Genomic DNA, 22806 nt, shown 5'->3' with positions numbered 1-22806 from the left:
GGGTGCTTAACGATCCCCGTTTTACTACCGAGGTAGAGCTGACCATCCCGTTTCACGACGTCGATATGATGGGCGTGGTGTGGCACGGTAACTACTTTCGCTACTTCGAGATTGCCCGCGAGGCGCTGCTCAACCAGTTTAACTATGGCTACCGGCAGATGAAGGAGTCCGGCTACGTCTGGCCGGTGGTGGACACCCGCGTAAAGTACCGCGATGTGCTGACCTTTGAACAGCGTATCCGCGTGCGCGCCCGGCTCGAAGAGTATGAAAACCGGCTGCGCATCGGCTATGAGATTTTCGCCGCCGACAGCGGCAAACGCACCACCACCGGCTACACCATTCAGGTGGCGGTCCACGAGCAGAGCCGTGAGATGAGCTTTGTCAGCCCGGATATTCTGTTCGAGCGCATGGGGGTGAAGCCATGAGATGGTGGCCTCTGCTGGCGCTGCTGCTCAGCCCGCTGGTCAGCGCCCTGACGCTGGACGATCTTCAGCAGCGCTTTACCGAACAGCCGGTGATCCGCGCCCACTTCGATCAAACCCGTACCATTAAGGATCTGCCGCAACCGCTGCGATCCCAGGGGACGATGTTGATCGCCCGCGACACCGGTCTGCTGTGGGATCAAACCACGCCGTTCCCGATGCAGCTACTGCTGGATGATAAACGGATGGTCCAGGTGGTCAACGGCCAGCCGCCGCAAACCATCACCGCCGAAAACAACCCGCAGATGTTCCAGTTCAACCACCTGCTGCGCGCCCTGTTCCAGGCCGACCGCCGCGTGCTGGAGCAGAATTTCCGCGTCGAATTTAGCGATAAGGGCCAGGGACGCTGGACCCTGAGCCTGACGCCGCTCACCACGCCGCTGGATAAGATCTTCGCCACCATCGATCTGGCCGGGCAGACCTATCTCGACCACATCCAGCTCAATGATAAACAGGGCGATCGCACCGACATCACGCTATCGCAACATCAACTGACTCCCGCGCACCTGACCGATGACGAACGACAACGATTTACCGCACCGTAACCGTCGGAGCATTGCGCTGCTGTGGGGACTCGTCTGCCTGCTGATGCTGGGGGTGTTGTTGACGCTGCTGCCGCAGTCGCGCATCAACAGCAGCGTGCTGGCCATGCTGCCGAAACAGACCCTCGGCGCCATTCCGCCGGCGCTCAACGAAGGCTTTACCCAGCGCCTTGACCGGCAGCTGGTCTGGCTGGTTAGCTCCGGCAAGCAGGCCGACCCGCAGGTGGCGCAAGCGTGGCTCAGCCTGCTGCAACAGTCCCACGCGCTGGCGGAGGTCAAAGGCCCGATGGATGCCGCCAGCCAGCAGGCCTGGGGCAGCTTCTTCTGGCAGCACCGCAACGGGATGATCGACTCCGAGACCCGCGCCCGTCTGCAAAACGGCGGCAGCGCGCAGGCGCAGTGGGTGCTCTCCCAGCTCTATTCCGCCTTCTCCGGCGTCAGCGGCAAAGAGCTGCACAGCGATCCGCTGATGCTGATGCGCGGCTCGCAGCTGGCGATGGCAAAAAGCGGCCAGCGCCTGCAGCTGAAAGAGGGCTGGCTGGTCACTCAGGATGCTCAGGGCAATCACTGGTATCTGATCCACGGCGAACTGGCCGGTTCCTCTTTCGATATGCAGCAGACGCACCGTCTGGTGACCACCCTTTCCGGGCTGGAGCAGACCTTCAAAGCGCGCTACCCGCAGGCGCAGCTGCTGTCACGCGGGACGGTCTTTTACAGCGACTACGCCAGCCAGCAGGCGAAGCAGGACATTTCCACGCTCGGCATCGCCACGATACTCGGCGTGATGCTGCTAATCATCGTGACCTTCCGCTCGCTGCGACCGCTAGTGCTGTGCCTGATTTCCGTGGGTATAGGCGGGCTGGCGGGTACCGTCGCCACGCTGCTGCTGTTCGGCGAACTGCATCTGATGACGCTGGTGATGAGCATGAGCATTATCGGCATCTCCGCCGACTATACGCTCTACTATCTGACGGAACGGATGGTCCACGGCCACGAGAGCACGCCGTGGCAAAGCCTGGCCAAAGTACGCAGCGCGCTGCTGCTGGCGCTGCTGACCGCGGTGGTGGCCTATCTTATTATGATGCTCGCCCCGTTCCCCGGCATTCGCCAGATGTCGGTATTTGCCGCCGTCGGGCTGAGCGCCTCCTGCCTGACGGTGATTTTCTGGCATCCGCTGCTGTCTCGCGGATTGCCGGTTCGCCCGGTTCCGGCCATGGTGCCGATGCTGCGCTGGCTGGCGGCATGGCGGCGCAGTAAAAAACTGTACCTCGGCCTACCGCTGGCGCTGGCGCTGGTGTCGCTGGCCGGTATCGCCACGCTGCGTATCGATGACGATATTTCGCAGCTGCAGGCGCTGCCGCCGCAGATTCTGGCCCAGGAAAAGGCCATCGTGGCCTTAACCGGCCAGAGCGTCGACCAGAAATGGTTCGTTGTCTACGGGGCGACCCCGCAGCAAACCCTGGAGCGGCTGGAGGCCTTTGTCCCGGCGCTTGAACAGGCCAAAAAACAGGGGACGATCGCCGGGTATCGCACGCTGCCGCTCAATTCGCTGGCCCGCCAGCGCCAGGACCTGACGCTGCTCAAGGCCGCAGTCCCGGCGGTCAGCCAGGCGCTGCAGCAGGCCGGCGTGCAGGCGGTTAATGTCGATCTTAACGCCATGCCGGTCACGGTTGAGGACTGGCTTGCCAGCCCGGCCAGTGAAGGCTGGCGCCTGCTGTGGCTGACCCTGAAAAGTGGGGAAAGCGGCGTCCTGATCCCGGTTGACGGCGTGAAAGAAAGCGCGGCATTACAGGCATTGAGCGAGAAGCAGTCCGGCGTGGCGTGGGTCGACAGAAAAAGCACCTTTGACGGCCTGTTCGCCCTCTATCGGCATATTCTGACGGGGCTCCTGGCGGTAGCGCTGGCGGTGATCGCCTGCGGCGCGATGCTGCGGCTCGGCTGGCGCAGCGGGCTGAAAAGCCTCGTGCCGTCGGTGCTGTCGCTCGGCTGCGGGCTGGCGGCGCTCAGCCTGAGCGGCCACTCCGTGAATCTGTTCTCCCTGCTGGCGCTGGTGCTGGTGCTGGGGATTGGCATCAACTACACGTTGTTTTTCAGTAACCCTCGCGGTACGCCGCTGACGTCGCTGCTGGCGATTATTCTGGCGATGATGACCACCCTGCTGACCCTGGGCATGCTGGTCTTCAGCGCCACCCAGGCCATCAGCAGCTTCGGCATTGTGCTGGTCAGCGGTATTTTCACCGCCTTCCTGCTGTCACCGATGGCGATGCCCGGTAAAAAAGAGAAAAAAAGACGATGATCACGCACAGACTGTGGCGCGCCGCCGCGCTGGTTGCCACCCTTATCCTTGCCGGGTGCAGCCACTCGCCAAAACCGCAGGACGGCCGTCCCCAGGCCTGGCTGGAGCCGGGGACCCGCGTTACCTTGCCGCCGCCGGGGATCGCGCCGCCGCTGAGCGCCCAGCAACTGCTGACCGGGCGTTTTCACGGCCAGACCCAGTCACTGCTGGTGATGCTCAATGCCGACGACCAAAAAATCACCCTCGCCGGCCTCTCGTCGGTGGGGATCCGCCTGTTTCTCGTCACCTACGATCAACGCGGACTGCGCGCCGAACAATCGATCGTGGTGCCGCAGCTGCCGCCCGCCAGCCAGGTGCTGGCGGATGTGATGCTCAGCCACTGGCCAATAGCCGTCTGGCAGAAGCAGCTTCCGGCCGGCTGGACCCTGACCGACATCGGCGATCGCCGGGAACTGCGTAACGCGCAGGGCAAGCTGGTCACGGCTATCGTCTATCTGAACCGCCAGGGAAAACGCATGCCCATCAGCATCGAGCAGCTGGCCTTCAAATACCACATCACCATGCAATATCTGGGTGACTGAGATGATCTATATTTCTGCTGTCGGCATGATCAATGCGCTCGGCAACGACATGGACGAGATCGCCGCGAACCTGACGCGCGGCGTGGCGCCGGGGATGCAACCGCGCGCCGGTTGGCTACGGGGAGTCCCTGAGGCCGTATTCGGCGGCGTGGACGCCACCCTGCCGGCGATCCCGGAGCGCTTTGCCGCCCACCGCTCGCGCAACAACCAGCTGCTGCTGGCGGCGCTGGCGCAGATCCGTCCCCAGGTTGATGAGGCCATCGCCCGCTTCGGCCACGACAGAGTGGCGGTGGTGCTCGGTACCAGCACCTCCGGGCTCGACGAGGGGGATATTCACGTTGACCGCACCCTCAACGGCCGCGCCAGCAGCGACTGGCAATACCCGCAGCAGGAGCTGGGCGACCCGTCGCGCTTCCTGAGCCACTGGCTGGCGCTGGACGGCCCGGCGTTTACCCTCTCCACCGCCTGCTCCTCCAGCGCCAGGGCCATCATCAGCGGACGACGGTTGATTGAAGCCGGGCTCGCCGACGTTGCCATCGTCGGCGGCGCCGATACCCTGAGCCGGATGCCGGTGAACGGTTTTCACAGCCTCGAGTCGCTCTCTCCCACGCGGTGCCAGCCGTTTGCCCGCGACCGCAACGGGATCACCATCGGTGAAGGGGCGGCGCTGATGCTGCTCACCCGCGAGCCGCAGCCTGTTGCGCTGCTGGGCGTCGGCGAGTCAAGCGACGCTCACCATATTTCGGCCCCGCATCCTCAGGGCGAAGGGGCGATCCGCGCCATTACCATGGCTCTCGACGATGCCGGCATCAGCGCGGATGACGTGGGCTATATCAACCTGCACGGCACCGCGACTCCGCTGAACGATCGGGTGGAGTCGCAGGTTGTACAGGCGCTGTTCGGGGATCGCGTGCCGTGCAGCTCCACCAAACACCTGACCGGGCATACCCTCGGCGCCGCCGGGATTACCGAAGCGGCCATCGCGATGCTGATTTTGCAGCGCGACCTGCCGTTACCGCCCCAGGACTTCACGCTGTCGCCGCGCGACCCGGCGCTGGCAGACTGCGGTCTGATCACCACCGCGCAGCCACTCGAGCGCCCGGCGATCCTCTCCAACTCATTTGCCTTTGGCGGCAATAACGCCAGCATTCTGCTCGGGAGATGTTCATGAGCCACTATCTGCCCCCCGGCGACTATCTGCCCCATGACGCGCCGATGCTGCTGCTCGAAGAGGTAGTGGAAGTCACCGAAGAGACCGCCACCTGCCGCGTCGGGGTGAACACCGCAGGGGTGCTGGCGCCGTTTGTCGATAGCGATGGCAACCTGCCCGGCTGGTTTGCGCTGGAGCTGATGGCACAGACCGTCGGCGTCTGGTCAGGCTGGCATCGCCATCAACACCAGCAGGAGAGCATCGCCCTTGGGATGGTGCTCGGCGCCCGGGAACTGGTCTGCGCCGCCGGTATTTTGCCTGCCGGATCCACGTTGACGATCGCCGTCACGCTGTTAATGCAGGATGACCGTTTTGGCAGTTTCGACTGCACTATCGCTGATGGGGATACCACGCTGGCAACGGGCCGTGTAAACACCTTCCAGCCTACCCCAGACGAGTTAACGACGCTGTTTAATCAGGGAGAGAAACCATGAGCCGTTCCGTATTAGTGACCGGTGCCAGCAAGGGCATCGGCCGGGCCATTGCCTGCCAGCTGGCGGCTGACGGCTTTGTCGTCGGCGTCCATTACCACCGCGATGACCAAGGGGCGCAGGAGACGCTGGAGACAATCCTCGCCGCCGGCGGTGCGGGCCGCCTGTTGAGCTTTGATGTCGCCGAACGCGAGCAGTGCCGCGAGGTGCTGGAGCAGGATATCGCCGCCCACGGCCCGTGGTATGGCGTGGTGAGCAACGCCGGTATCACCCGCGACGGCGCCTTCCCGGCGCTGAGCGACAACGACTGGGATGCGGTGATCCACACCAATCTCGACAGCTTTTATAACGTCATTCAGCCCTGCATTATGCCGATGATTGGCGCCCGCCAGGGTGGCCGGATTATTACGCTGTCGTCGGTATCCGGGGTGATGGGCAATCGCGGGCAGGTGAACTACAGCGCCGCCAAAGCGGGTATTATCGGCGCTACCAAAGCGCTGGCCATTGAGCTGGCAAAACGCAAAATTACCGTCAACTGCATTGCCCCCGGCCTGATTGACACCGGCATGATCGCCATGGAAGAGGCCGCCCTCAAAGAGGCGATGTCGATCATCCCCATGAAACGCATGGGCCAGGCCGCAGAAGTGGCCGGACTCGCCAGCTATTTAATGTCGGATATCGCGGGCTACGTCACGCGCCAGATGATTTCCATCAACGGAGGCATGCTATGACTCGCCGCGTCGTGATTACCGGTATGGGAGGCGTAACCGCCTTTGGTGAAAGCTGGCAGGCGGTGTCTGCCCGGCTGCGCGCTTACAAGAACGCCGTGCGCGCCATGCCGGAGTGGAAAATCTATGACGGCCTGCATACCTTGCTCGGGGCGCCAATCGATGATTTCAGCCTGCCGGAACACTATACTCGCAAGCGGATACGCGCCATGGGCCGGGTGTCGTTGATGTCCACCCGCGCCAGCGAACTGGCGCTGGAGCAGGCCGGACTGATTGGCGATGCGGTGCTGACCAACGGCGAAACCGGCATTGCCTACGGCTCCTCCACCGGCAGCACCGGTCCGGTCAGCGAGTTCGCCACCATGCTGACGGAAAAGCACACCAATAACATCACCGGCACCACCTACGTGCAGATGATGCCGCACACCACCGCGGTCAACACCGGCCTGTTCTTCGGCCTGCGCGGGCGAGTGATCCCGACCTCCAGCGCCTGCACCTCTGGCAGCCAGGCGATTGGCTACGCCTGGGAAGCCATTCGCCACGGCTATCAGACGGTGATGGTCGCCGGCGGCGCGGAAGAGCTGTGCCCGTCTGAAGCCGCGATCTTCGATACCCTGTTCGCCACCAGCCAACGCAACGACGCCCCGGCCACCACGCCGTCGCCGTTCGACGAGCAGCGCGACGGGCTGGTGATTGGCGAAGGCGCCGGTACCCTGATTCTCGAAGAGCTGGAGCACGCCAAAGCCCGGGGAGCGACCATTTACGGCGAGATCGTCGGCTTCGCCACCAACTGCGATGCCGCGCATATTACCCAGCCACAGCAGGAAACCATGCAAATCTGCATGGAGCAGTCGCTCAGAATGGCGGGCTTAGACGCCCGGGACATCGGCTACGTCTCCGCACACGGCACGGCAACCGACCGCGGCGATATCGCCGAAAGCCAGGCCAGCGCCGCAGTGTTTGGCAACAACGTGCCGATCTCGTCGCTGAAAAGCTATTTTGGCCACACCCTCGGGGCCTGCGGGGCGCTGGAGGCGTGGATGAGCCTGCAGATGATGCGCGAAGGCTGGTTTGCCCCGACGCTCAACCTGCGCCAGCCGGACCCGCAGTGCGGCGAGCTGGATTACATTATGGGAGAAGCCCGCCCGCTGGACTGCGAGTTCCTGCAGAGCAATAACTTCGCCTTTGGCGGGATCAATACCTCCATCATCATTAAGCGCTGGCCCTGATATGTATCAACTGTACCTGCGGAAAATCTCGCCGCTCAGCGCCCAAACCCTGCCGCCTGAGATCGTGGCTCAGGCGCCACAGGGCGCGCGCCGCGCAAGCTGGCTGGCCGGTCGCGCCCTGCTGGCGCAGGCGATCTCACCGCTACCAGATATCATCTACTCCGCGCAGGGCAAACCGGGCTTCGCCGGCACCGCCACGCGCTGGTTTAACCTCAGCCACAGCGGCGATGATATTGCGCTGTTGATTAGCGATGAAGGAGAAGTGGGCTGCGATCTCGAAGTGATTCGCCCACGCCAGAACTGGCGCCGGCTGGCGAATGCGGTCTTTAGTATGGATGAGCATGCGGAGGTGGAAGCGGAACCGCCGGAGCAGCAGCTCAACGCATTCTGGCGGATCTGGACGCGGAAAGAGGCCATGGTGAAGCAGCGCGGCGGCAGCGCCTGGCAAATCGCCAGCGTCGACAGCACCCGCCACCCAACGTTGTCGATCAGTCAGATTCAGCTGGATGGCCTGAGCCTTGCGGTATGCACGCCGACGCCGTTTGTTGTGGATGCCGCGCTTATTCTTTGAGAGACGCCGGGCGTTTTAGCGGCCAGAAGATGGTCAGCACCCCGGCGATGATCAATAGCACCCCCACCAGCGCCCGCCAGTGGAACGGTTCATGCCATCCGGGAAGCCAGATTGCCGCCGCCCACACCACAATGTAGCTGAGGCTCAGCAGCGCATAGGCTTTGGCGAGCGGCAGCCGGTGCAGGGCAAAGTACCAGCAGACCATCGACAGCAAATAGCCGCTCAGCCCCAGCAGCAGGCTCCAGGTGCCGGGGCGCAGATGGAGCAGATGACTGAGAAACGCCATCAGGTCGCTCAGCGGCGGCAGCGCAACCATCGCGCCGCGCAGCAGCAGCTGCGCCACGCTGACCAGCCCGACGCTGAATAATGCCCAGATTAACCCCATCAGACGCTGCTCCCCAGGATCACGATCCCGACGACAATTAACCCCACGCCAGCCCAGTGACGCGGCGCCACCGGTTCACGCCAGAGCCCCCAGGCCGCTAACGTCACCCAGACAAAATTGAGGCTCAGCATCGGATAGGCCACGCTCACCGGGATGGATTGCAGGACGCTCAGCCACAGCAGCATCCCGCCGCCAAGCGCCAGCAGCGCCAGCCCCAGCCAGCCGAGAATATGGCGACCGCGCCGCCGGGATTTCGACGGGCGCGTCGCCTGTTTCTGGCACAGCTGGCCTGCACAGCTCAGCAGGCTCGCCAGTGCCAGACAGATCCAGGTACTCATTGCGGCAAATACTGAAGAAACACGACCCGCTCTAACACATACACATTGTCAGGTTTCGGGAGGGGTAAATCGGCCATGTTCTCTCCTTTATCCATCAGCAGCACCAGCGAAACCGGCCCTTGCTGACGATGGGTTGCCAGCCAGCCGGCAAACTCACTCTGGCTCACAAAGCTATTTTTGGCATCCGCCCAGCTTAAGCCGTACTTCAGCTCGCCCTGCTTGCCATACATGATGATATCGCTGCGCTTCAGCTCCCACGCCAGCCCTGCGGCAATGCCGACGTTATTACTCAACACGTAGCGGCTGGGCGCCAGCGACTCGCCGACGATATCCACCATAAACTGCGGCTGTTTGCTATCGATCACCCGGTCCGGGATCGCGAAGCCAATCAACAGCGCCAGCCCCAGCGGACAGCAGGCGGCTAAGGTCCAGCGACGACCGTTATCTTTCATCGCCAGCCAGCCCATCGCTGCCCAGACCGCAAACGCGATGGCCGCCAGCAGGCATTTATACAGCTCAATCTGGCTCCAGACCGGCTTATGCATGACGCCCCACGGCGACACCACCAGCACCGCCACCAGACCCGCCAGGCCGAAAATCAGGTTGATGAGGCCGTTAATCCGTAGCGCTTTGGCCCCGGCTTTCGCCGCATCCAGCCCATAGCGCGCCATCAGGATCGACAGCGGCGCGAAGCACGGCAGGATGTAGGTCGGCAGTTTGCCTTTCGCAATGCTGAAGAACAGCAACGGCATCACCACCCAGCCGAGCAGATACAGCGCCCCGCGCGCCTCATCGCGCTCGCTCCAGCCGCGCTTTAACGCACCGGGCAGCAGCGCCAGCCACGGCAGGCTACCGGCAATCAGGAACGGAATGTAATACCAGAACGGTGCCTTATGCTGGGCGTCTTTCTCGGCAAAGCGCTGAATATGCTCCACCCAGAAGAAGTAGCGCCAGAAATCCGGTTCGCGGTTGGCGATAGCCAGCCCCCAGGGCAGCACCATCAGAATGCAGACCCCGACCGCCAGCCAGCCGTAGGTCAACACCTCACGCCAGCGTTTGCGCGCAATGATCCACGGTAAAACCCCGATAACCGGCACCGCCAGCGCAAGGAAACCTTTGGTCATCACCCCCATGCCGCAGGCCACTCCCAGCAGCGCATAGCCGGCGATTTTGCCGCCTCGGGTCTGCGCCTGAGCGGCGCTCCAGAAACTGCACATCGCCAGGGCCATCCACAAGGTTATCATCGGGTCCAGCACCGCATAGGTACCAATGCTGTATACCAGCAGCGCGGTCAGGAAGATCACCCCGGACAGTATCGCCACCCGCTTATCCCGCCAGATGCGCCACGCCAGCCACGCCACCAGCAGCACGGTGACGCTAATCGAAAATACCGCCCCAAAGCGCACGCCGAAGTTATTGTGACCAAACAGCCACTGCCCGATGCTGTTCATCCAGTATCCGGCAATGGGTTTTTCAAAATAGCGTAGCCCAAGAAAATGCGGTACCACCCAGTCACCGGATGCCAGCATTTCACGGCTGATTTCCGCATAGCGCGTTTCATCCGGCTGCCAGAGCAGGCGGAAATTGAGCGGAAGTAAATAATAGAGCGCAAATAGCACCCCTAAAACGACGCTATAACGAAGGCTTTTCATACGTCCTGACTCAATAATTGTTCACGCCCAAGCCAGCCTTCCCGGCCAGCCAGTTCACCACGCACCACTTTACCTAACGGCAGCGCGCTAAAATCAGCGGGCAGCAGCTGGCTCAGCGGGCAAAACTGGATTTCCTCTTGCGCGGCCATCGTCAGCAGTTCATCAAACTGTTGTGCAAAGGCAATGCCTTCCACTTCGGCATGAATGGTGTAGACCGGCGTGCCGCGATCCTGGTGGATCCTGTCCAGAAGATAGCGGTTGAAACCCGCGGCGTCGACGCGACTGCCGACCACTTCATCCCAGGTGGGCAGCGTCACTGGGATCTGCACGGTGCCCGTCGCCTTGTCGCCCAACAGCGGCAGGAACGGTCGGGTTCCCCGACAGTCGCTGTTGTAGAGAAAATTGCATGACTCTTTGGCTTTGACCACCCGCTGATCCGCCCGCCAGCCCGCAACGGCGGAACAGGTGACCGAACGGCCGATGATCCTCTCCAGTTCCAGCAGGCCGCGTTCAACCTCCAGCGCCAGACGTTCCTGCGGCCAGACGCCGCTCCATGCCTGCCAGCTGTAGTGGTCCCAGGCATGCAGCCCCACCTCATGATCCTGCGCTGTCGCACGGATCACCGCTTCATTCCCCGCGCCAATCCGCCGTCCGGGCCAGGCAGTCCCGGCCAGCAGAATATCCCAGCCGTACAGCGAGGCGGCGTTGGAACGCAGCATCTTCCACAGAAACTTCGGTTTAATCAGGCGCCATAAATGACGCCCCATATTGTCCGGCCCCACGCTGAAAAAGAAGCTTGCCTGAATCCCATGCTGGCCCAGCAGGCTCAGCAGGCGCGGCACCCCGTCCCGGGTACCGCGAAAGGTATCGACATCTATGCGTAAGCCGACCTGTTTCATGATGTCTTGTCGTCCACCAGTTCAACGGTGCGCAGGAAGAAGTCCAGCGTATGTTCCACGGTTTCTTCCATCGGCACGGCTGGCGCCCAGTTCAGGCAGCGTTTCGCGTTGCGAATGCTCGGCTTGCGATGCTCAACATCCTGGTAGCCTTTGCCATAGTAGTCGCTGCTCTCGACATCGCGGAAACCGGCGAACGGCGGGAAGTTGCTGCGCAGCGGATGACGCTCGAAGCATCCCAGCAGCATCTCCGCCAGCTCTTTGATACTGGCTTCGTTATCCGGGTTGCCGATGTTGATAATCTGCCCGTCGCAGTGGCCGTCTTTGTTCTCGATAATACGGAACAGGGCTTCAATCCCGTCGCTGATGTCGGTAAAGCAGCGCTTCTGCTTCCCGCCTTCGATAAGCTTAATCGGCGAGCCTTCAACCAGGTTAAGGATCAGCTGCGTGATGGCGCGGGAGCTACCGATACGCGCGGCGTTAAGGTTATCCAGACGCGGCCCCATCCAGTTGAACGGACGGAACAGGGTGAAGCGCAGGCCGGATTTGTCGCCGTAAGCCCAGATCACGCGGTCAAGCAGCTGCTTCGAAACCGAGTAAATCCAGCGCTGTTTGTTGATTGGGCCAACCACCAGAGTCGAGCTGTCTTCGTCGAAGTTTTTGTCGGTGCACATGCCGTACACTTCGGAGGTCGACGGGAAGATGATGCGCTTATCGTATTTCACGCAGTCGCGGATAATCTTCAGGTTCTCTTCGAAATCCAGCTCGAACACGCGCAGCGGGTTGCGGGTGTATTCGATCGGCGTCGCGATAGCCACCAGCGGCAGTATCATGTCGCATTTCTTAATGTGATATTCGATCCACTCGGAGTGAATGCTGATATCGCCCTCCACAAAATGGAAGCGCGGGTTGCCGAGGAAACGGCTGATGGCGTCAGAACCGATATCCAGGCCATAGATTTCGTAGTTGTCGTCGGCGAGCAGGCGTTCGGTCAGGTGGTTACCGATAAAGCCGTTAACGCCGAGGATCAGCACCCGGGTACGGCGTTTGATTGCCACCACCGGTTTGCTGCTCAGCACCGCGCCGCAAACCAGCCCCAGCACCTGCGCCAGCTGGGTACCCTGCATGTAAACGCCGCGGTCGGTTTGCCCGGTCAGGATCTCCAGCGCACCATCCTGACAGGCTACCACCAGCGGAGAGGTGGATATCACCGTCCCCGGCTTCGCGGCGGCCAGATCGTGGCGCACGCGGGATTTCCAGACGATAAATTTGTTGGCCCCGGCGTAGCCGAAGGCGCCCGGCCACGGGTCGGAGACGGCACGCACCAGGTTATGCAGCGCCAGCGCCGGCTGCTCCCAGTCGAGACGGCCATCTTCCGGCGTGCGGCGGCCCACGTAGGTGGCCTGACTCTCATCCTGCGCCCGCGCCTCAATATTGCCCGCACGGATCGCCGGCAATGCCTGGCCCAGCAGGTCTGACGCCGCAGAACACAGCTTGCGGTGCAGGGTCAGCGCAGCGTCATCGGCGCCAATCGCCACCGCCTGCTGCGCCACGATATCGCCCGCATCGGCACGATTGACCATCCGGTGCAGGGTGACGCCGGTTTCGGTTTCACCGTTCACCAGCACCCAGTTCAGCGGCGCGCGGCCACGATACTTCGGCAGCAGGGAACCGTGCAGGTTGAAGGCCCCTTGCGGCGCCAGGCTGAGGATCTCATCGCTCAGCAGATTGCGGTAGTAGAAAGAGAACAGCACGTCCGGATTCATGGTACGGATACGTTCAATCCACAGTGGATGGTTAACATCTTCTGGAGCCCACACCGGGATACCTTGCTCAGCCGCAATACGCGCCACCGAGCCAAAGAAGTGGTTTTCGCCAGGGTTATCCGGATGGGTAAAAATAGCGGCGATGTCATAGCCAGAATCCAGCAGAGACTGAATACCGGCACACCCCATATCGTGATAAGCGAAGACTACGGCTTTCATGAACGATCTTCCTCTTGAGACGCCGTTTCCGGCTGACGAATAACACGTTGAATAAAGTAACGGGGACGGGCGCGGACATCGTTATAGATGCGGCCGATATACTCCCCGAGCAGGCCCATGCCGACAAACTGCGCGCCGATAAACATAAACAGCACAGCAAACAGCATGAACACCCCTTCCGCCGCCCACTGCGGGCCAAACACCAGCCGCAAGAAGACCAGCAGGAAGGCAAAAGCAAAGCCCAGCAGGGCGATGACGCTGCCAAAAACGCTCAGCAGACGCAGCGGCGTGGTGGTTAAACAGGTCACCAGGTCGTACATCAGGTTAATCAGGCGCATAAAGCTGTATTTCGAATCGCCAAATTCGCGTTCCGCGTGCATCACCGGGATTTCAACCGCCCGGCGGGCAAAGGTATTGGCCAGAATCGGAATAAAGGTGCTGCGCTCATGGCAGTTGAGCATTGCGTCGATAATGTGGCGGCGATAGGCGCGCAGCATGCAGCCGTAGTCGCCCATCGCTTTACCGGTGGTGCGTTGGATCAGGCGGTTGATCATCTTCGAGGCGCTTTTGCGAAAGAAGGTATCCTGGCGATTCTGTCGCACCGTACCGACCACGTCGTAGCCTTCATCGGCCTTCGCCACCAACCGCGGGATCTCTTCCGGCGGGTTTTGCAGGTCGGCATCAAGGGTAATAATCAGATCGCCGGTGACATGGCTGAAGCCGGCCATGATCGCCGAGTGCTGGCCGTAGTTGCGGTTAAGCAACACCGCCACTACGTGGCTGCCTTCGGCTTCAGCGGCGTCGGTCAACATGCGGGCTGACTCATCGCTGCTGCCATCGTCCACCAGTAAAATTTCATACTGGCGGCCCAGCGTCGCGCAGGCGGCATCGGTACGGCGAATCAGCTCGGGCAGGCTTTCCTGTTCGTTATAAACCGGAATGACGACCGAGACCTTTTTCACGGGAGGGTAAGTAAACATATCAACATCCTGACAGCTGGTGCAGCGCGGAAATGACGCGGGTCACATCGTCATCGGTCATATCCGGGAACAGAGGAAGCGAACAGATGCGCGCGCTGTTCCATTCCGTATTCGGTAAGGACAACGTCGGGAATCGTTCACGGTAGTACTTTTGGGTGTGCGCCGCCCGGAAGTGCAGACCGGTGCCAATCCCCATGGCTTTCAGTTGTTCCATCAGGGCATCGCGGCCGATCCCGCAGGTGGCCTCATCCACGCGGATGATAAACAGATGCCAGGCGTGCTGGTGCTGCCACGCGGGGACCATCAGCGGTTCGAATGGCGTATCCGCCAGCTCGCGCAGGTAGCGTTGGGCAATCTCGGTACGACGCTGGTTGGCATGGGCGAGTTTATCCAGCTGAACCAGCGCCAGCGCGGCGTTGATATCGGCCAGGTTGTATTTGAAACCAGGGGAAATGACTTCCGCCTGCGGCGCCCGGCCGTGGGTCTGGCGGTCATAGGCGTCCACGCCAAGACCGTGGAACTTCAGGCTGCGAATACGTGCGGCCAGTTGCTCATCATCGGTGACAATCAGCCCTCCTTCGGCGCAGGTCATGTTCTTAATGGCATGGAAGGAGAAGATCGCGCAGCCGCGCTCCCCCACGTGGCGACCCTTGTAGTAGGTCCCCGCCGCATGCGCGGCATCTTCGATAACCGGGATACCGTGGCGCGCCGCTACCGCGCGGATGGCGTCGATATCGGCGGGCGCTCCGGCGTAATGCACCGGAATAATCGCTTTGGTCTGCGGGGTGATCGCCGCCTCAACGGCCTCCGGGGTAATCATCAGGTTGTCGCGGTCGACGTCAATCATCACCGGCGTCGCCCCCAGCAGACAAATCATGTTCAGCGTGGACACCCAGGTCTGTGACGGGGTGATCACTTCATCACCCGGACCAATACCCAGCGCCATCAGCGTGACGTGCATGCCGCCGGTCGCCGAACTGACCGCCACCGCGTGACGGTTGCCGGTTAACGCGCAGAAGGCCTCTTCCAGCGCCTGGTTTTTCGGCCCGGTGGTGATCCAACCCGATTGCAAAACTTCACGCAGCGCAGCCAGCTCTGCGTCACCCATCGACGGGCGCGAAAACGGCAAAAATTCGCTCATCATTTTCCTGTTCGGTATATGACCCATCGCTGATTGCGGGTCTGATAGAAAAAATATCCTGCGCCAGCGGACTTAAACAAAATGAAAATGGACGCATTTAAATGCCACATTTCATTCCAGGGTATTCGATATTATTAAATCTAGACGGGGTTGCTTAGGATAATATTAAGAAATTAATATTATTTGATGTGATATGTATAATTCATTGTTTTTAAATGAAATATATATAAAAAATGGAAAGGGATAACAACGAAACGAGACGCCTGCCTGCACCAGAAGCAGACGCCTGTCGGTATAAAGTAAACAAACATTAAACGGCGAAACAATAGATGAGGTTTAATTCTCAGTCCGTGGAAAATAAAGTTCAATCAGATCACAAATTTATTTCCAGGGGATTACAAGTTTGCAGGAAAATCAGCAGGTAATTCACTCGCCGGGCAATTAATCACGCTGTCATTATCCGCACCGCAATCACGCACAAAGGTAATCGTGGCGAACTCATCAATCACTTCGGTCGGGTAGGCCGGACCGGCGGCGCGGTAGGATTCCATCAGCGGAATATGATCGTTCTGGAAGCAGACGGTTTTTTCCGGGTTATTGATCACCCAACGTGGGAAAAAGATGGTGCCGTGAAACAGTTTATCGCCGAGGTTAACAATCAGGCTGACGTCGGTACCGGTCGGTTCGGTCCACGAAATTTTATAAATGCTCGCCCCCACCCGCACGATGTACGCCTGCTGGTCTTTTACCCAACGGTTGGCGACGATACCGCTGTGAATACGGTAATCCAGCGTGTGGCCGTTTTTGACATAAATCTCGTAGTTCCAGCCATTATCGTAGGTATAAACCAGATGTTTGCCGATAAAGCCGCTCAAGTCGTGTTTATCAAAAGTGTTCATAATGTCTTCTCCTTTGCTATTGAGACTCAGCATACGGCTTTAAAAAATGAATGAATAACGCTATGTTTGGATGAAATACATTCATTTTTTAGATGAGTTATGCACAAGACAACGCTGGAACAATGGGCTTTGCTGGAGAGAGTGATCGAACTGGGCAGCTTCGCCAAAGCGGCGGACGAGACGCACCGTAGCCAGTCGTCGGTCAGCTATAACCTCGCCCTGTTGCAGGAGAGGCTCGGGGTCGCGCTGCTGCAGCCCGCCGGCCGCCGCGCGGTGCTGACCCCTGCCGGAGAGCTGCTGCTGAGCCAGGTGAAGCCGCTGCTGCAGGCGTTTTCCTATGTGGAAACCCGCGCCGCCACGCTGCATAACGGCGCGCGCACCCGGCTGGATCTGGTGGTGGACAGCATTTTTCCCCGCGAACGGCTGTTTGCCATTCTGCGCCAGTTCCAGCAGCAGCACCCTCAGACCCAGATCCGGCTGACCGAAGTGCTGGAGAACAGAAAAGAGGAGAGCGAGGCCTTCAGCGAAGCCGATGTGATGGTCTTAACCCGCCGTCAGGATATTACCGGGCGCGGCGAGTGGCTGATGAATATCGATTTTGTCGCGGTGGCCCACCAGCATCACCCGCTTGCCGCGCTGAGCGGCCCGCTGGACGACAACGCGCTGGCCCCCTGGCCCCTCGTCCGCATCGCCGATCGCAGCGACGATCCGCAGGCCAGCCGGGATGCCTGGACCTTTTCCACCATCGATGCGGCCATTGACGCGGTGCTGTATCAGGTTGGTTTCGGCTGGCTCCCGGAAGAACGCATCCGCGACCGGCTGCAACAGGGGACGTTGAAGATTCTGCCTCTCGCCCATGGCACCCGCCGCGCCACGCCGCTGCACCTGATCGTCAAGCGCGATCTGGCCCCCATTGATAAGCCGCTTGCAACATTGCTGGCGCTGTTCAGAACGCCGTGATCCGCCGAATATCGCTGAGGAGCACGGGTGTAGCCAGGGCCTGTGCCGCCTGAAACAGCACGGTTATATAGGATTTTCTTATACTTTCCGGCCCTACATTGATCCAGATTACTCCTTAAGTATGATGAATTATTAAAATCATCATACTTTCCTGTCCGTTGAGATCATGACCTTGTCTATTTTCCGCTCCACACTGCTGGCGCTGCTCGCCTGTGTTCCTCTGCTGGCCCCCGCCGCCTCACACACCATCACAACCGCCTGGCCGGTGAATGTCGGCCCTCTGAATCCCCATTTGTATACCCCCAACCAGATGTTCGCCCAAAGTATGGTGTATGAACCACTGGTAAAATATCAGGCCGATGGCTCGGTCAAGCCGTGGCTGGCGACCCACTGGAGCCACTCCGCGGACGGAAAAGTCTGGACCTTTACCCTGCGTGACGACGTGCAGTTTTCTAACGGCGAACCGTTTAACGCCCAGGCGGCGGTTGCCAACTTCCAGGCGGTGCTGGCGAATCGCCAACGGCACGCCTGGCTGGAGCTGACCAACCAGATCACCGACGTTCGCGCCCTGAGCGATACCCAACTGCAAATTACCCTCAAAGGCGCCTACTACCCGTTCCTGCAGGAGCTGGCCCTGCCGCGGCCGTTCCGGTTTATCGCCCCGTCGCAGTTTGTCGAGGGAGGCACGCTGCACGGCATCAAAGCGCCGATCGGCACCGGACCGTGGGTGTTAAAAACGTCGAAGCTCAACCAATATGATGTGCTGGTGCGCAACGAGCGCTACTGGGGAGAGAAGCCGACGATCGACCAGGTCACGGTGAAAGTCATTCCGGACCCGATGACCCGTGCCGTCGCCTTTGAGACCGGGGATATCGATCTGCTGTATGGCAACGAGGGCCTGCTGCCGCTGGATACCTTCGCCCGTTTTAGCCACAACCCGGCTTACCGCACCCAGCTTTCGCAACCGATTGAGACGGTGATGCTGGCGCTGAACTCCGCCAAAGCCCCGACCAACGAACTGGCGGTGCGCGAGGCCCTGAACCACGCGGTCAACAAAAAATCTCTGATCGACAATGTGCTGTACGGCACCCAGCAGGTTGCCGACACGCTGTTTGCCCCGAGCGTTCCCTACGCCAACATCGGCCTGACGCCGCGGCAGTACGACCCGCAGCAGGCCAACCAACTGCTGGAAAAAGCCGGCTGGGTCCGCCCGGCAGGCAAAGAGATTCGCGAGAAGAATGGCCAGCCGCTGCGCATTGAGCTGTCGTTTATCGGTACCGATGCACTGAGCAAATCGATGGCGGAGATTATTCAAGCGGATATGCATCAGGTCGGCGTCGAGGTGACGCTGGTCGGGGAAGAAGAGAGCAGCATTTATGCCCGCCAGCGCGATGGCCGTTTTGGCATGATCTTCAACCGCACCTGGGGCGCACCATACGACCCCCATGCATTTATGAGCTCGATGCGCGTGCCCTCCCACGCCGATTACCAGGCGCAGCAAGGGCTTGCTGACAAACCGCTGATTGATAAAGAGATTGGTCAGGTGCTGGAGACCAACGACGAGACCCGGCGCCAGGCGCTGTATCGCGATATTCTGACCCGTCTGCATAATGACGCGGTCTATCTGCCGATTAGCTACATCTCGATGATGGTGGTGGCGAAACCTGAGCTGGGGGCCATTCCCTACGCTCCGATTGTCGCTGAGATCCCGTTCGAACAGATCCAGCCGGTGAAACCCTGATGCGACGTTATCTGCTACGGCGCATTCTGCTGCTGATCCCGATGATTTTTGCCGCCTCGGTGATTATCTTTCTGATGCTTCGCCTCGGCACCGGCGATCCGGCGCTCGACTACCTGCGGCTGTCGAACCTGCCGCCGACGCCGGAGATGGTGGCATCCACCCGGATCATGCTCGGCCTCGATCAGCCGCTGCTGGTCCAGTACGGCAGCTGGCTGTGGAAGGCGCTGCATCTGGATTTTGGCCTCTCATTTGCCACCCAGCGTCCGGTGCTGGATGACGTGCTGCACTTCCTGCCGGCGACGCTGCAGCTGGCAGGCGCGGCGCTGGTGCTGATCCTGCTGACCTCCGTGCCGTTGGGGATCTGGGCCGCCCGCCACCGCGAGCAGCTACCGGATTTCATCGTGCGCTTGATTGCATTTCTTGGCGTATCGATGCCGAACTTCTGGCTCGCCTTCCTGCTGGTGCTGTTCTTTTCCGTCTATCTACAGTGGTTGCCTGCGCTGGGCTACGGCGGCTGGCAGCATATCGTTCTGCCTGCCGTCTCGATTGCGTTTATGTCGCTGGCCATTAACGCCCGCCTGCTGCGTGCCAGCATGCTGGACGTCGCCGGGCAGCGCCATGTTACCTGGGCGCGCCTGCGCGGCCTGAACGACAAACAGACCGAGCGTCGCCACATTCTACGCAACGCCTCGCTGCCAATGATCACCGCCGTGGGGATGCATATTGGCGAGCTGATCGGCGGCACGATGATTATCGAAAATATCTTCGCGTGGCCGGGCATCGGACGCTATGCCGTCTCCGCCATTTTCAACCGTGATTATCCAGTGATTCAGTGCTTTACGCTGATCATGGTGGTGGTGTTCGCCCTCTGTAATCTGGCAGTTGACCTGCTAAACGCCGCGCTGGACCCCCGCATTCGTCGCCACGAAGGAGCGCACTCATGAACGTCTTCTGCTCCGCTCGCGGATCGGTGCGTGTGGCGATGGTCATTATCGGCCTGCTGATGCTGATCGCCCTCACCAGCCAGTGGTGGCTGCCCTACGATCCGCAGGCCATTAATTTGCCCGCCCGTCTGCTGTCGCCGGACGCGCAGCACTGGCTGGGCACCGACCACCTGGGCCGCGATATTTTCTCCCGCCTGCTGGCGGCGACGCGGGTCTCGCTGGGGGCGGTGATGGCCTGTTTACTGCTGGTGTTGGCGATGGGGATTATCGTCGGCGGCTGCGCCGGATTGCTTGGTGGGCGGGTCGATCAGTTCACGATGCGGGTGGCCGATATGTTTATGACCTTCCCCACCTCGATCCTCTCATTCTTTATGGTCGGGGTGCTGGGCACCGGGCTGACCAACGTCATTATCGCCATCGCCCTGTCGCACTGGGCATGGTATGCCCGAATGGTCCGCAGCCTGGTGGTGTCGCTACGCCAGCGCGAGTTTATTCTCGCCGCCCGACTCAGCGGCGCCAGCCGCTGGCGGCTGTTTGTCGACCATCTGGCCGGGGCGGTGATGCCATCGTTGCTGGTCCTCGCGACGCTCGATATCGGCCACATGATGCTGCACGTCGCCGGGATGTCATTCCTGGGCCTTGGCGTCAGCGCGCCGACGGCAGAATGGGGCGTGATGATTAACGACGCGCGCCAGTATATCTGGACCCAGCCTCTGCAGATGCTCTGGCCCGGCCTGGCGCTGTTTATCAGCGTGATGGCTTTTAATCTGGTGGGCGATGCGCTACGCGATCGTCTCGATCCACACCTGATCGCGGAGCACAACCACTGATGCCTCAGAAGATCCAATTAGAACAATTAGCCCTGTGCGCCGGCCAGCCGCTGGTCACGGACCTGTCGCTGACCTTGCGCCGTGGGCAGGTGCTGGCGCTGCTGGGCAGCAGCGGCTGCGGCAAATCGCTGACCTGCGCGGCGGCCCTCGGCGTGCTGCCGCCTGGCGTCCGGCAAACCGCCGGCCGTCTGCTGCTGGACGGCATTCCGGTGCACGGCGAGCAGCTGCGCGGTGGCACCGTCGCCACCATCATGCAGAACCCACGCAGCGCTTTTAACCCGCTGTACACCATGGCCACCCACGCGCGGGAAACCTGCCGTGCCAGCGGCCAGCCCACGGATGAGGCGACGCTCATCAACGCCATGAAAGCCGTGGGGCTGGACAACCCCTCACAGCTGCTCAAGCGCTACCCCTTCGAGATGAGCGGCGGCATGCTGCAGCGCATGATGATCGCCCTCGCCCTGCTGAGCAAAGCGCCGTTTATTTTTGCCGATGAACCCACCACCGACCTCGATGCCGTCGCTCAGGGCCGTATCCTTGACCTGCTGGAAGAGATTGTCGCCACCCGCGGCCAGGGTTTGCTGCTGGTGACGCACGATATGGGGGTGGTTGCGCGGCTGGCACATGAAGTGGCGGTGATGGACAGCGGGCGCATTGTCGAGCGTTGTGACGTCGATACCCTGTTCAGCGCGCCGCTGCATCCCGTCAGCCAGCGCTTACTGGCAGCGCATCTGGCGCTGTATGGAATGGAGTCCCCGGTATGAATCTCCTGAACGTCACCAACGTCAGCCACGATTATCCACATCACCCAGGCGTGCTGCGCGAAGTCAGCTTCAACATCCAGGCCGGTGAGACCATGGCGCTGCTTGGCCGCAGCGGCTGCGGCAAAAGCACCCTGGCGCGCATGCTGGTCGGTCTGGAAACCCCTGCTCATGGCGACATCCGCTGGCAGCAGACCCCGCTGAACGCCTTAAAAGGCGAGGCACTGCGGGCGTTTCGCCGCGATATTCAACTGGTGTTTCAGGATGCGCACAGCGCCGTGAACCCACGTAAAACGGTGAACGAGATTATCAGCGAGCCGCTACGCCATCTGTTTCGCTACTCGCGCGATGAACGCCAGGCCCAAGTAGAGGCGATGATGCAGGCAGTGGACCTGTCCCCGGCGCTGCGCGATAAGCGCCCGGTGCAGCTCAGCGGCGGGCAGCTTCAGCGCGTGTGCCTGGCGCGGGCGCTGGTGGTGCAGCCGCAGCTGTTGATTCTTGATGAGGCGGTGTCGAACCTTGACCTCGTGCTGCAGGCGGAGATCGTTGCGTTACTCAAGCGTCTGCAGGTACAGTTTTCTACCGCCTGCCTGTTTATCACCCATGACCTGCGGCTGGTTGAGCGTTTTTGCCAGCAGGTGATGGTGATGGAGAACGGGCAGCTTATCGAGACGACACCGGTCCACGCACCGCTTCGTCTTCAGTCAACGGCGGGCCGGGCGCTACAGCGCGCGGTGCTTCCCGCTTTTCCGGCCTCCCTTGCTAAAGAGAAACGACCATGCAGCGCGTAACCCTGACTCTTGATGACGATCTTCTGGCGACCCTCGACGCGTTAAGCGCCCAGCGTGGCTATCACAACCGCTCGGAGGCGGTGCGCGATATCCTGCGTAACACCTTGATGCATGAACATTCCCAGCAGGGCGGGCAGCACGGCTATGCGGTGCTCTCCTACGTGTACGAGCATGAAAAACGCGAGCTGGCGAGCCGGCTGATCGCCACTCAGCATCACCATCACGACCTGTCCGTTGCCACGCTGCATGTGCATATCAGCCATGACGACTGTCTGGAGATCGCAGTGCTGAAAGGTGAAATGGGCGAAGTGCAGCATTTCGCCGATGAGGTGATTGCCCAGCGCGGAGTCCGCCACGGCCATTTGCAGTGCCTGTCTAAGGAAGGATAAAACCACACATACCGGATAAGGCCAGGCCCTTATCCGGTACCAGA

The 22806-nt window shown here is 60.9% G+C and carries 24 protein-coding genes; 16 read left to right on the top strand and 8 right to left on the bottom strand.

Annotated elements, in window-relative coordinates; all coding sequences use genetic code 11:
• The first annotated feature begins 2 nt into the window (after positions 1-2).
• From HF679_RS20000 to acpT, 9 genes are read left to right on the top strand one after another with little or no spacing between them, the layout of a single operon-like run.
• A complete protein-coding gene (locus HF679_RS20000) occupies positions 3-425 on the top strand; it encodes an acyl-CoA thioesterase (RefSeq protein ID WP_123757260.1) in 423 nt (140 codons plus the stop codon).
• Positions 422-1027 carry a LolA family protein gene (locus tag HF679_RS19995; RefSeq protein WP_123757259.1) on the top strand — a complete coding sequence of 202 codons (606 nt, stop codon included), beginning with the start codon at positions 422-424 and terminating at the stop codon, positions 1025-1027. Before HF679_RS20000 ends, HF679_RS19995 begins: the two co-directional genes overlap by 4 nt.
• On the top strand, positions 996-3320 hold the full coding sequence (locus tag HF679_RS19990) for an MMPL family transporter (protein WP_187042332.1): 2325 nt from the start codon (positions 996-998) through the stop codon (positions 3318-3320). The genes HF679_RS19995 and HF679_RS19990 overlap by 32 nt, the downstream gene beginning before the upstream one ends.
• Positions 3317-3901 carry a DUF3261 domain-containing protein gene (locus HF679_RS19985; protein ID WP_123757257.1) on the top strand — a complete coding sequence of 195 codons (585 nt, stop codon included), beginning with the start codon at positions 3317-3319 and terminating at the stop codon, positions 3899-3901. Before HF679_RS19990 ends, HF679_RS19985 begins: the two co-directional genes overlap by 4 nt.
• 1 nt (position 3902) lies before the next feature.
• Positions 3903-5072, top strand: coding sequence for a beta-ketoacyl-[acyl-carrier-protein] synthase family protein (locus HF679_RS19980; RefSeq protein WP_154144969.1), 1170 nt, complete (start codon positions 3903-3905; stop codon positions 5070-5072).
• Complete coding sequence (locus HF679_RS19975) at positions 5069-5545, top strand: 3-hydroxy-fatty acyl-ACP dehydratase (protein WP_123757255.1); 477 nt, start codon at positions 5069-5071, stop codon at positions 5543-5545. Before HF679_RS19980 ends, HF679_RS19975 begins: the two co-directional genes overlap by 4 nt.
• Entirely contained in the window at positions 5542-6273 is a 732-nt protein-coding gene (locus HF679_RS19970) for a 3-ketoacyl-ACP reductase FabG2 (RefSeq protein ID WP_187042331.1), read from the top strand. Before HF679_RS19975 ends, HF679_RS19970 begins: the two co-directional genes overlap by 4 nt.
• On the top strand, positions 6270-7499 hold the full coding sequence (locus HF679_RS19965; protein ID WP_123757253.1) for a beta-ketoacyl-ACP synthase: 1230 nt from the start codon (positions 6270-6272) through the stop codon (positions 7497-7499). The genes HF679_RS19970 and HF679_RS19965 overlap by 4 nt, the downstream gene beginning before the upstream one ends.
• A gap of 1 nt (position 7500) precedes the next feature.
• Positions 7501-8070, top strand: coding sequence for a 4'-phosphopantetheinyl transferase AcpT (gene acpT, locus HF679_RS19960; RefSeq protein ID WP_123757252.1), 570 nt, complete (start codon positions 7501-7503; stop codon positions 8068-8070).
• Here acpT and arnF read toward each other — a convergent pair.
• The 8 genes from arnF to HF679_RS19920 all read right to left on the bottom strand — a co-directional run bounded on the left by arnF (position 8060) and on the right by HF679_RS19920 (position 16349).
• Complete coding sequence (gene arnF / locus HF679_RS19955; protein ID WP_123757251.1) at positions 8060-8455, bottom strand: 4-amino-4-deoxy-L-arabinose-phosphoundecaprenol flippase subunit ArnF; 396 nt, start codon at positions 8453-8455, stop codon at positions 8060-8062. The two genes, acpT and arnF, sit on opposite strands and share 11 nt — an antisense overlap.
• Complete coding sequence (gene arnE / locus HF679_RS19950; protein WP_123757250.1) at positions 8455-8793, bottom strand: 4-amino-4-deoxy-L-arabinose-phosphoundecaprenol flippase subunit ArnE; 339 nt, start codon at positions 8791-8793, stop codon at positions 8455-8457. The genes arnF and arnE overlap by 1 nt, the downstream gene beginning before the upstream one ends.
• Complete coding sequence (gene arnT, locus HF679_RS19945; protein WP_187042330.1) at positions 8790-10445, bottom strand: lipid IV(A) 4-amino-4-deoxy-L-arabinosyltransferase; 1656 nt, start codon at positions 10443-10445, stop codon at positions 8790-8792. The genes arnE and arnT overlap by 4 nt, the downstream gene beginning before the upstream one ends.
• Positions 10442-11344, bottom strand: coding sequence for a 4-deoxy-4-formamido-L-arabinose-phosphoundecaprenol deformylase (gene arnD / locus HF679_RS19940; protein WP_123757248.1), 903 nt, complete (start codon positions 11342-11344; stop codon positions 10442-10444). The genes arnT and arnD overlap by 4 nt, the downstream gene beginning before the upstream one ends.
• Positions 11341-13326, bottom strand: a complete 1986-nt coding sequence (gene arnA, locus HF679_RS19935; protein ID WP_187042329.1) for a bifunctional UDP-4-amino-4-deoxy-L-arabinose formyltransferase/UDP-glucuronic acid oxidase ArnA — start codon at positions 13324-13326, stop codon at positions 11341-11343. Before arnA ends, arnD begins: the two co-directional genes overlap by 4 nt.
• On the bottom strand, positions 13323-14306 hold the full coding sequence (gene arnC / locus HF679_RS19930) for an undecaprenyl-phosphate 4-deoxy-4-formamido-L-arabinose transferase (RefSeq protein WP_123757246.1): 984 nt from the start codon (positions 14304-14306) through the stop codon (positions 13323-13325). Before arnC ends, arnA begins: the two co-directional genes overlap by 4 nt.
• Before the next feature lies 1 nt (position 14307).
• Positions 14308-15447, bottom strand: a complete 1140-nt coding sequence (gene arnB / locus HF679_RS19925; protein WP_123757245.1) for a UDP-4-amino-4-deoxy-L-arabinose aminotransferase — start codon at positions 15445-15447, stop codon at positions 14308-14310.
• A gap of 395 nt (positions 15448-15842) precedes the next feature.
• The gene (locus HF679_RS19920; protein WP_174510213.1) at positions 15843-16349 is read right to left on the bottom strand and encodes a phenolic acid decarboxylase; all 507 of its coding nucleotides are present in this window, start codon (positions 16347-16349) and stop codon (positions 15843-15845) included.
• Between the two features lie 96 nt (positions 16350-16445).
• Here HF679_RS19920 and HF679_RS19915 point away from each other — a divergent pair, with 96 nt between their 5' ends.
• The 7 genes from HF679_RS19915 to nikR all read left to right on the top strand — a co-directional run bounded on the left by HF679_RS19915 (position 16446) and on the right by nikR (position 22762).
• Complete coding sequence (locus HF679_RS19915; RefSeq protein ID WP_187042328.1) at positions 16446-17306, top strand: LysR family transcriptional regulator; 861 nt, start codon at positions 16446-16448, stop codon at positions 17304-17306.
• 166 nt (positions 17307-17472) lie between these two features.
• Positions 17473-19047 (top strand): nickel ABC transporter substrate-binding protein, encoded by a 1575-nt coding sequence (nikA, locus tag HF679_RS19910; protein WP_123757242.1) that lies wholly within the window; start codon positions 17473-17475, stop codon positions 19045-19047.
• On the top strand, positions 19047-19991 hold the full coding sequence (nikB, locus tag HF679_RS19905) for a nickel ABC transporter permease subunit NikB (RefSeq protein WP_123757241.1): 945 nt from the start codon (positions 19047-19049) through the stop codon (positions 19989-19991). The genes nikA and nikB overlap by 1 nt, the downstream gene beginning before the upstream one ends.
• Positions 19988-20821, top strand: coding sequence for a nickel ABC transporter permease subunit NikC (gene nikC / locus HF679_RS19900; protein ID WP_123757240.1), 834 nt, complete (start codon positions 19988-19990; stop codon positions 20819-20821). Before nikB ends, nikC begins: the two co-directional genes overlap by 4 nt.
• Positions 20821-21585 carry a nickel import ATP-binding protein NikD gene (nikD, locus tag HF679_RS19895; protein ID WP_123757239.1) on the top strand — a complete coding sequence of 255 codons (765 nt, stop codon included), beginning with the start codon at positions 20821-20823 and terminating at the stop codon, positions 21583-21585. Before nikC ends, nikD begins: the two co-directional genes overlap by 1 nt.
• Positions 21582-22373 carry a nickel import ATP-binding protein NikE gene (nikE, locus tag HF679_RS19890; protein ID WP_123757238.1) on the top strand — a complete coding sequence of 264 codons (792 nt, stop codon included), beginning with the start codon at positions 21582-21584 and terminating at the stop codon, positions 22371-22373. Before nikD ends, nikE begins: the two co-directional genes overlap by 4 nt.
• Complete coding sequence (gene nikR, locus HF679_RS19885; RefSeq protein WP_123757237.1) at positions 22361-22762, top strand: nickel-responsive transcriptional regulator NikR; 402 nt, start codon at positions 22361-22363, stop codon at positions 22760-22762. The genes nikE and nikR overlap by 13 nt, the downstream gene beginning before the upstream one ends.
• Positions 22763-22806 lie beyond the last annotated feature (44 nt).

The organism is Enterobacter sp. JUb54 (assembly GCF_014298075.1).
In the GTDB taxonomy this organism is placed as follows: Bacteria; Pseudomonadota; Gammaproteobacteria; order Enterobacterales; family Enterobacteriaceae; genus Klebsiella; species Klebsiella lignicola.
The sequence above is the reverse complement of the archived record's forward strand: the minus strand, read 5'-3'. Positions and strand labels throughout refer to the sequence as shown.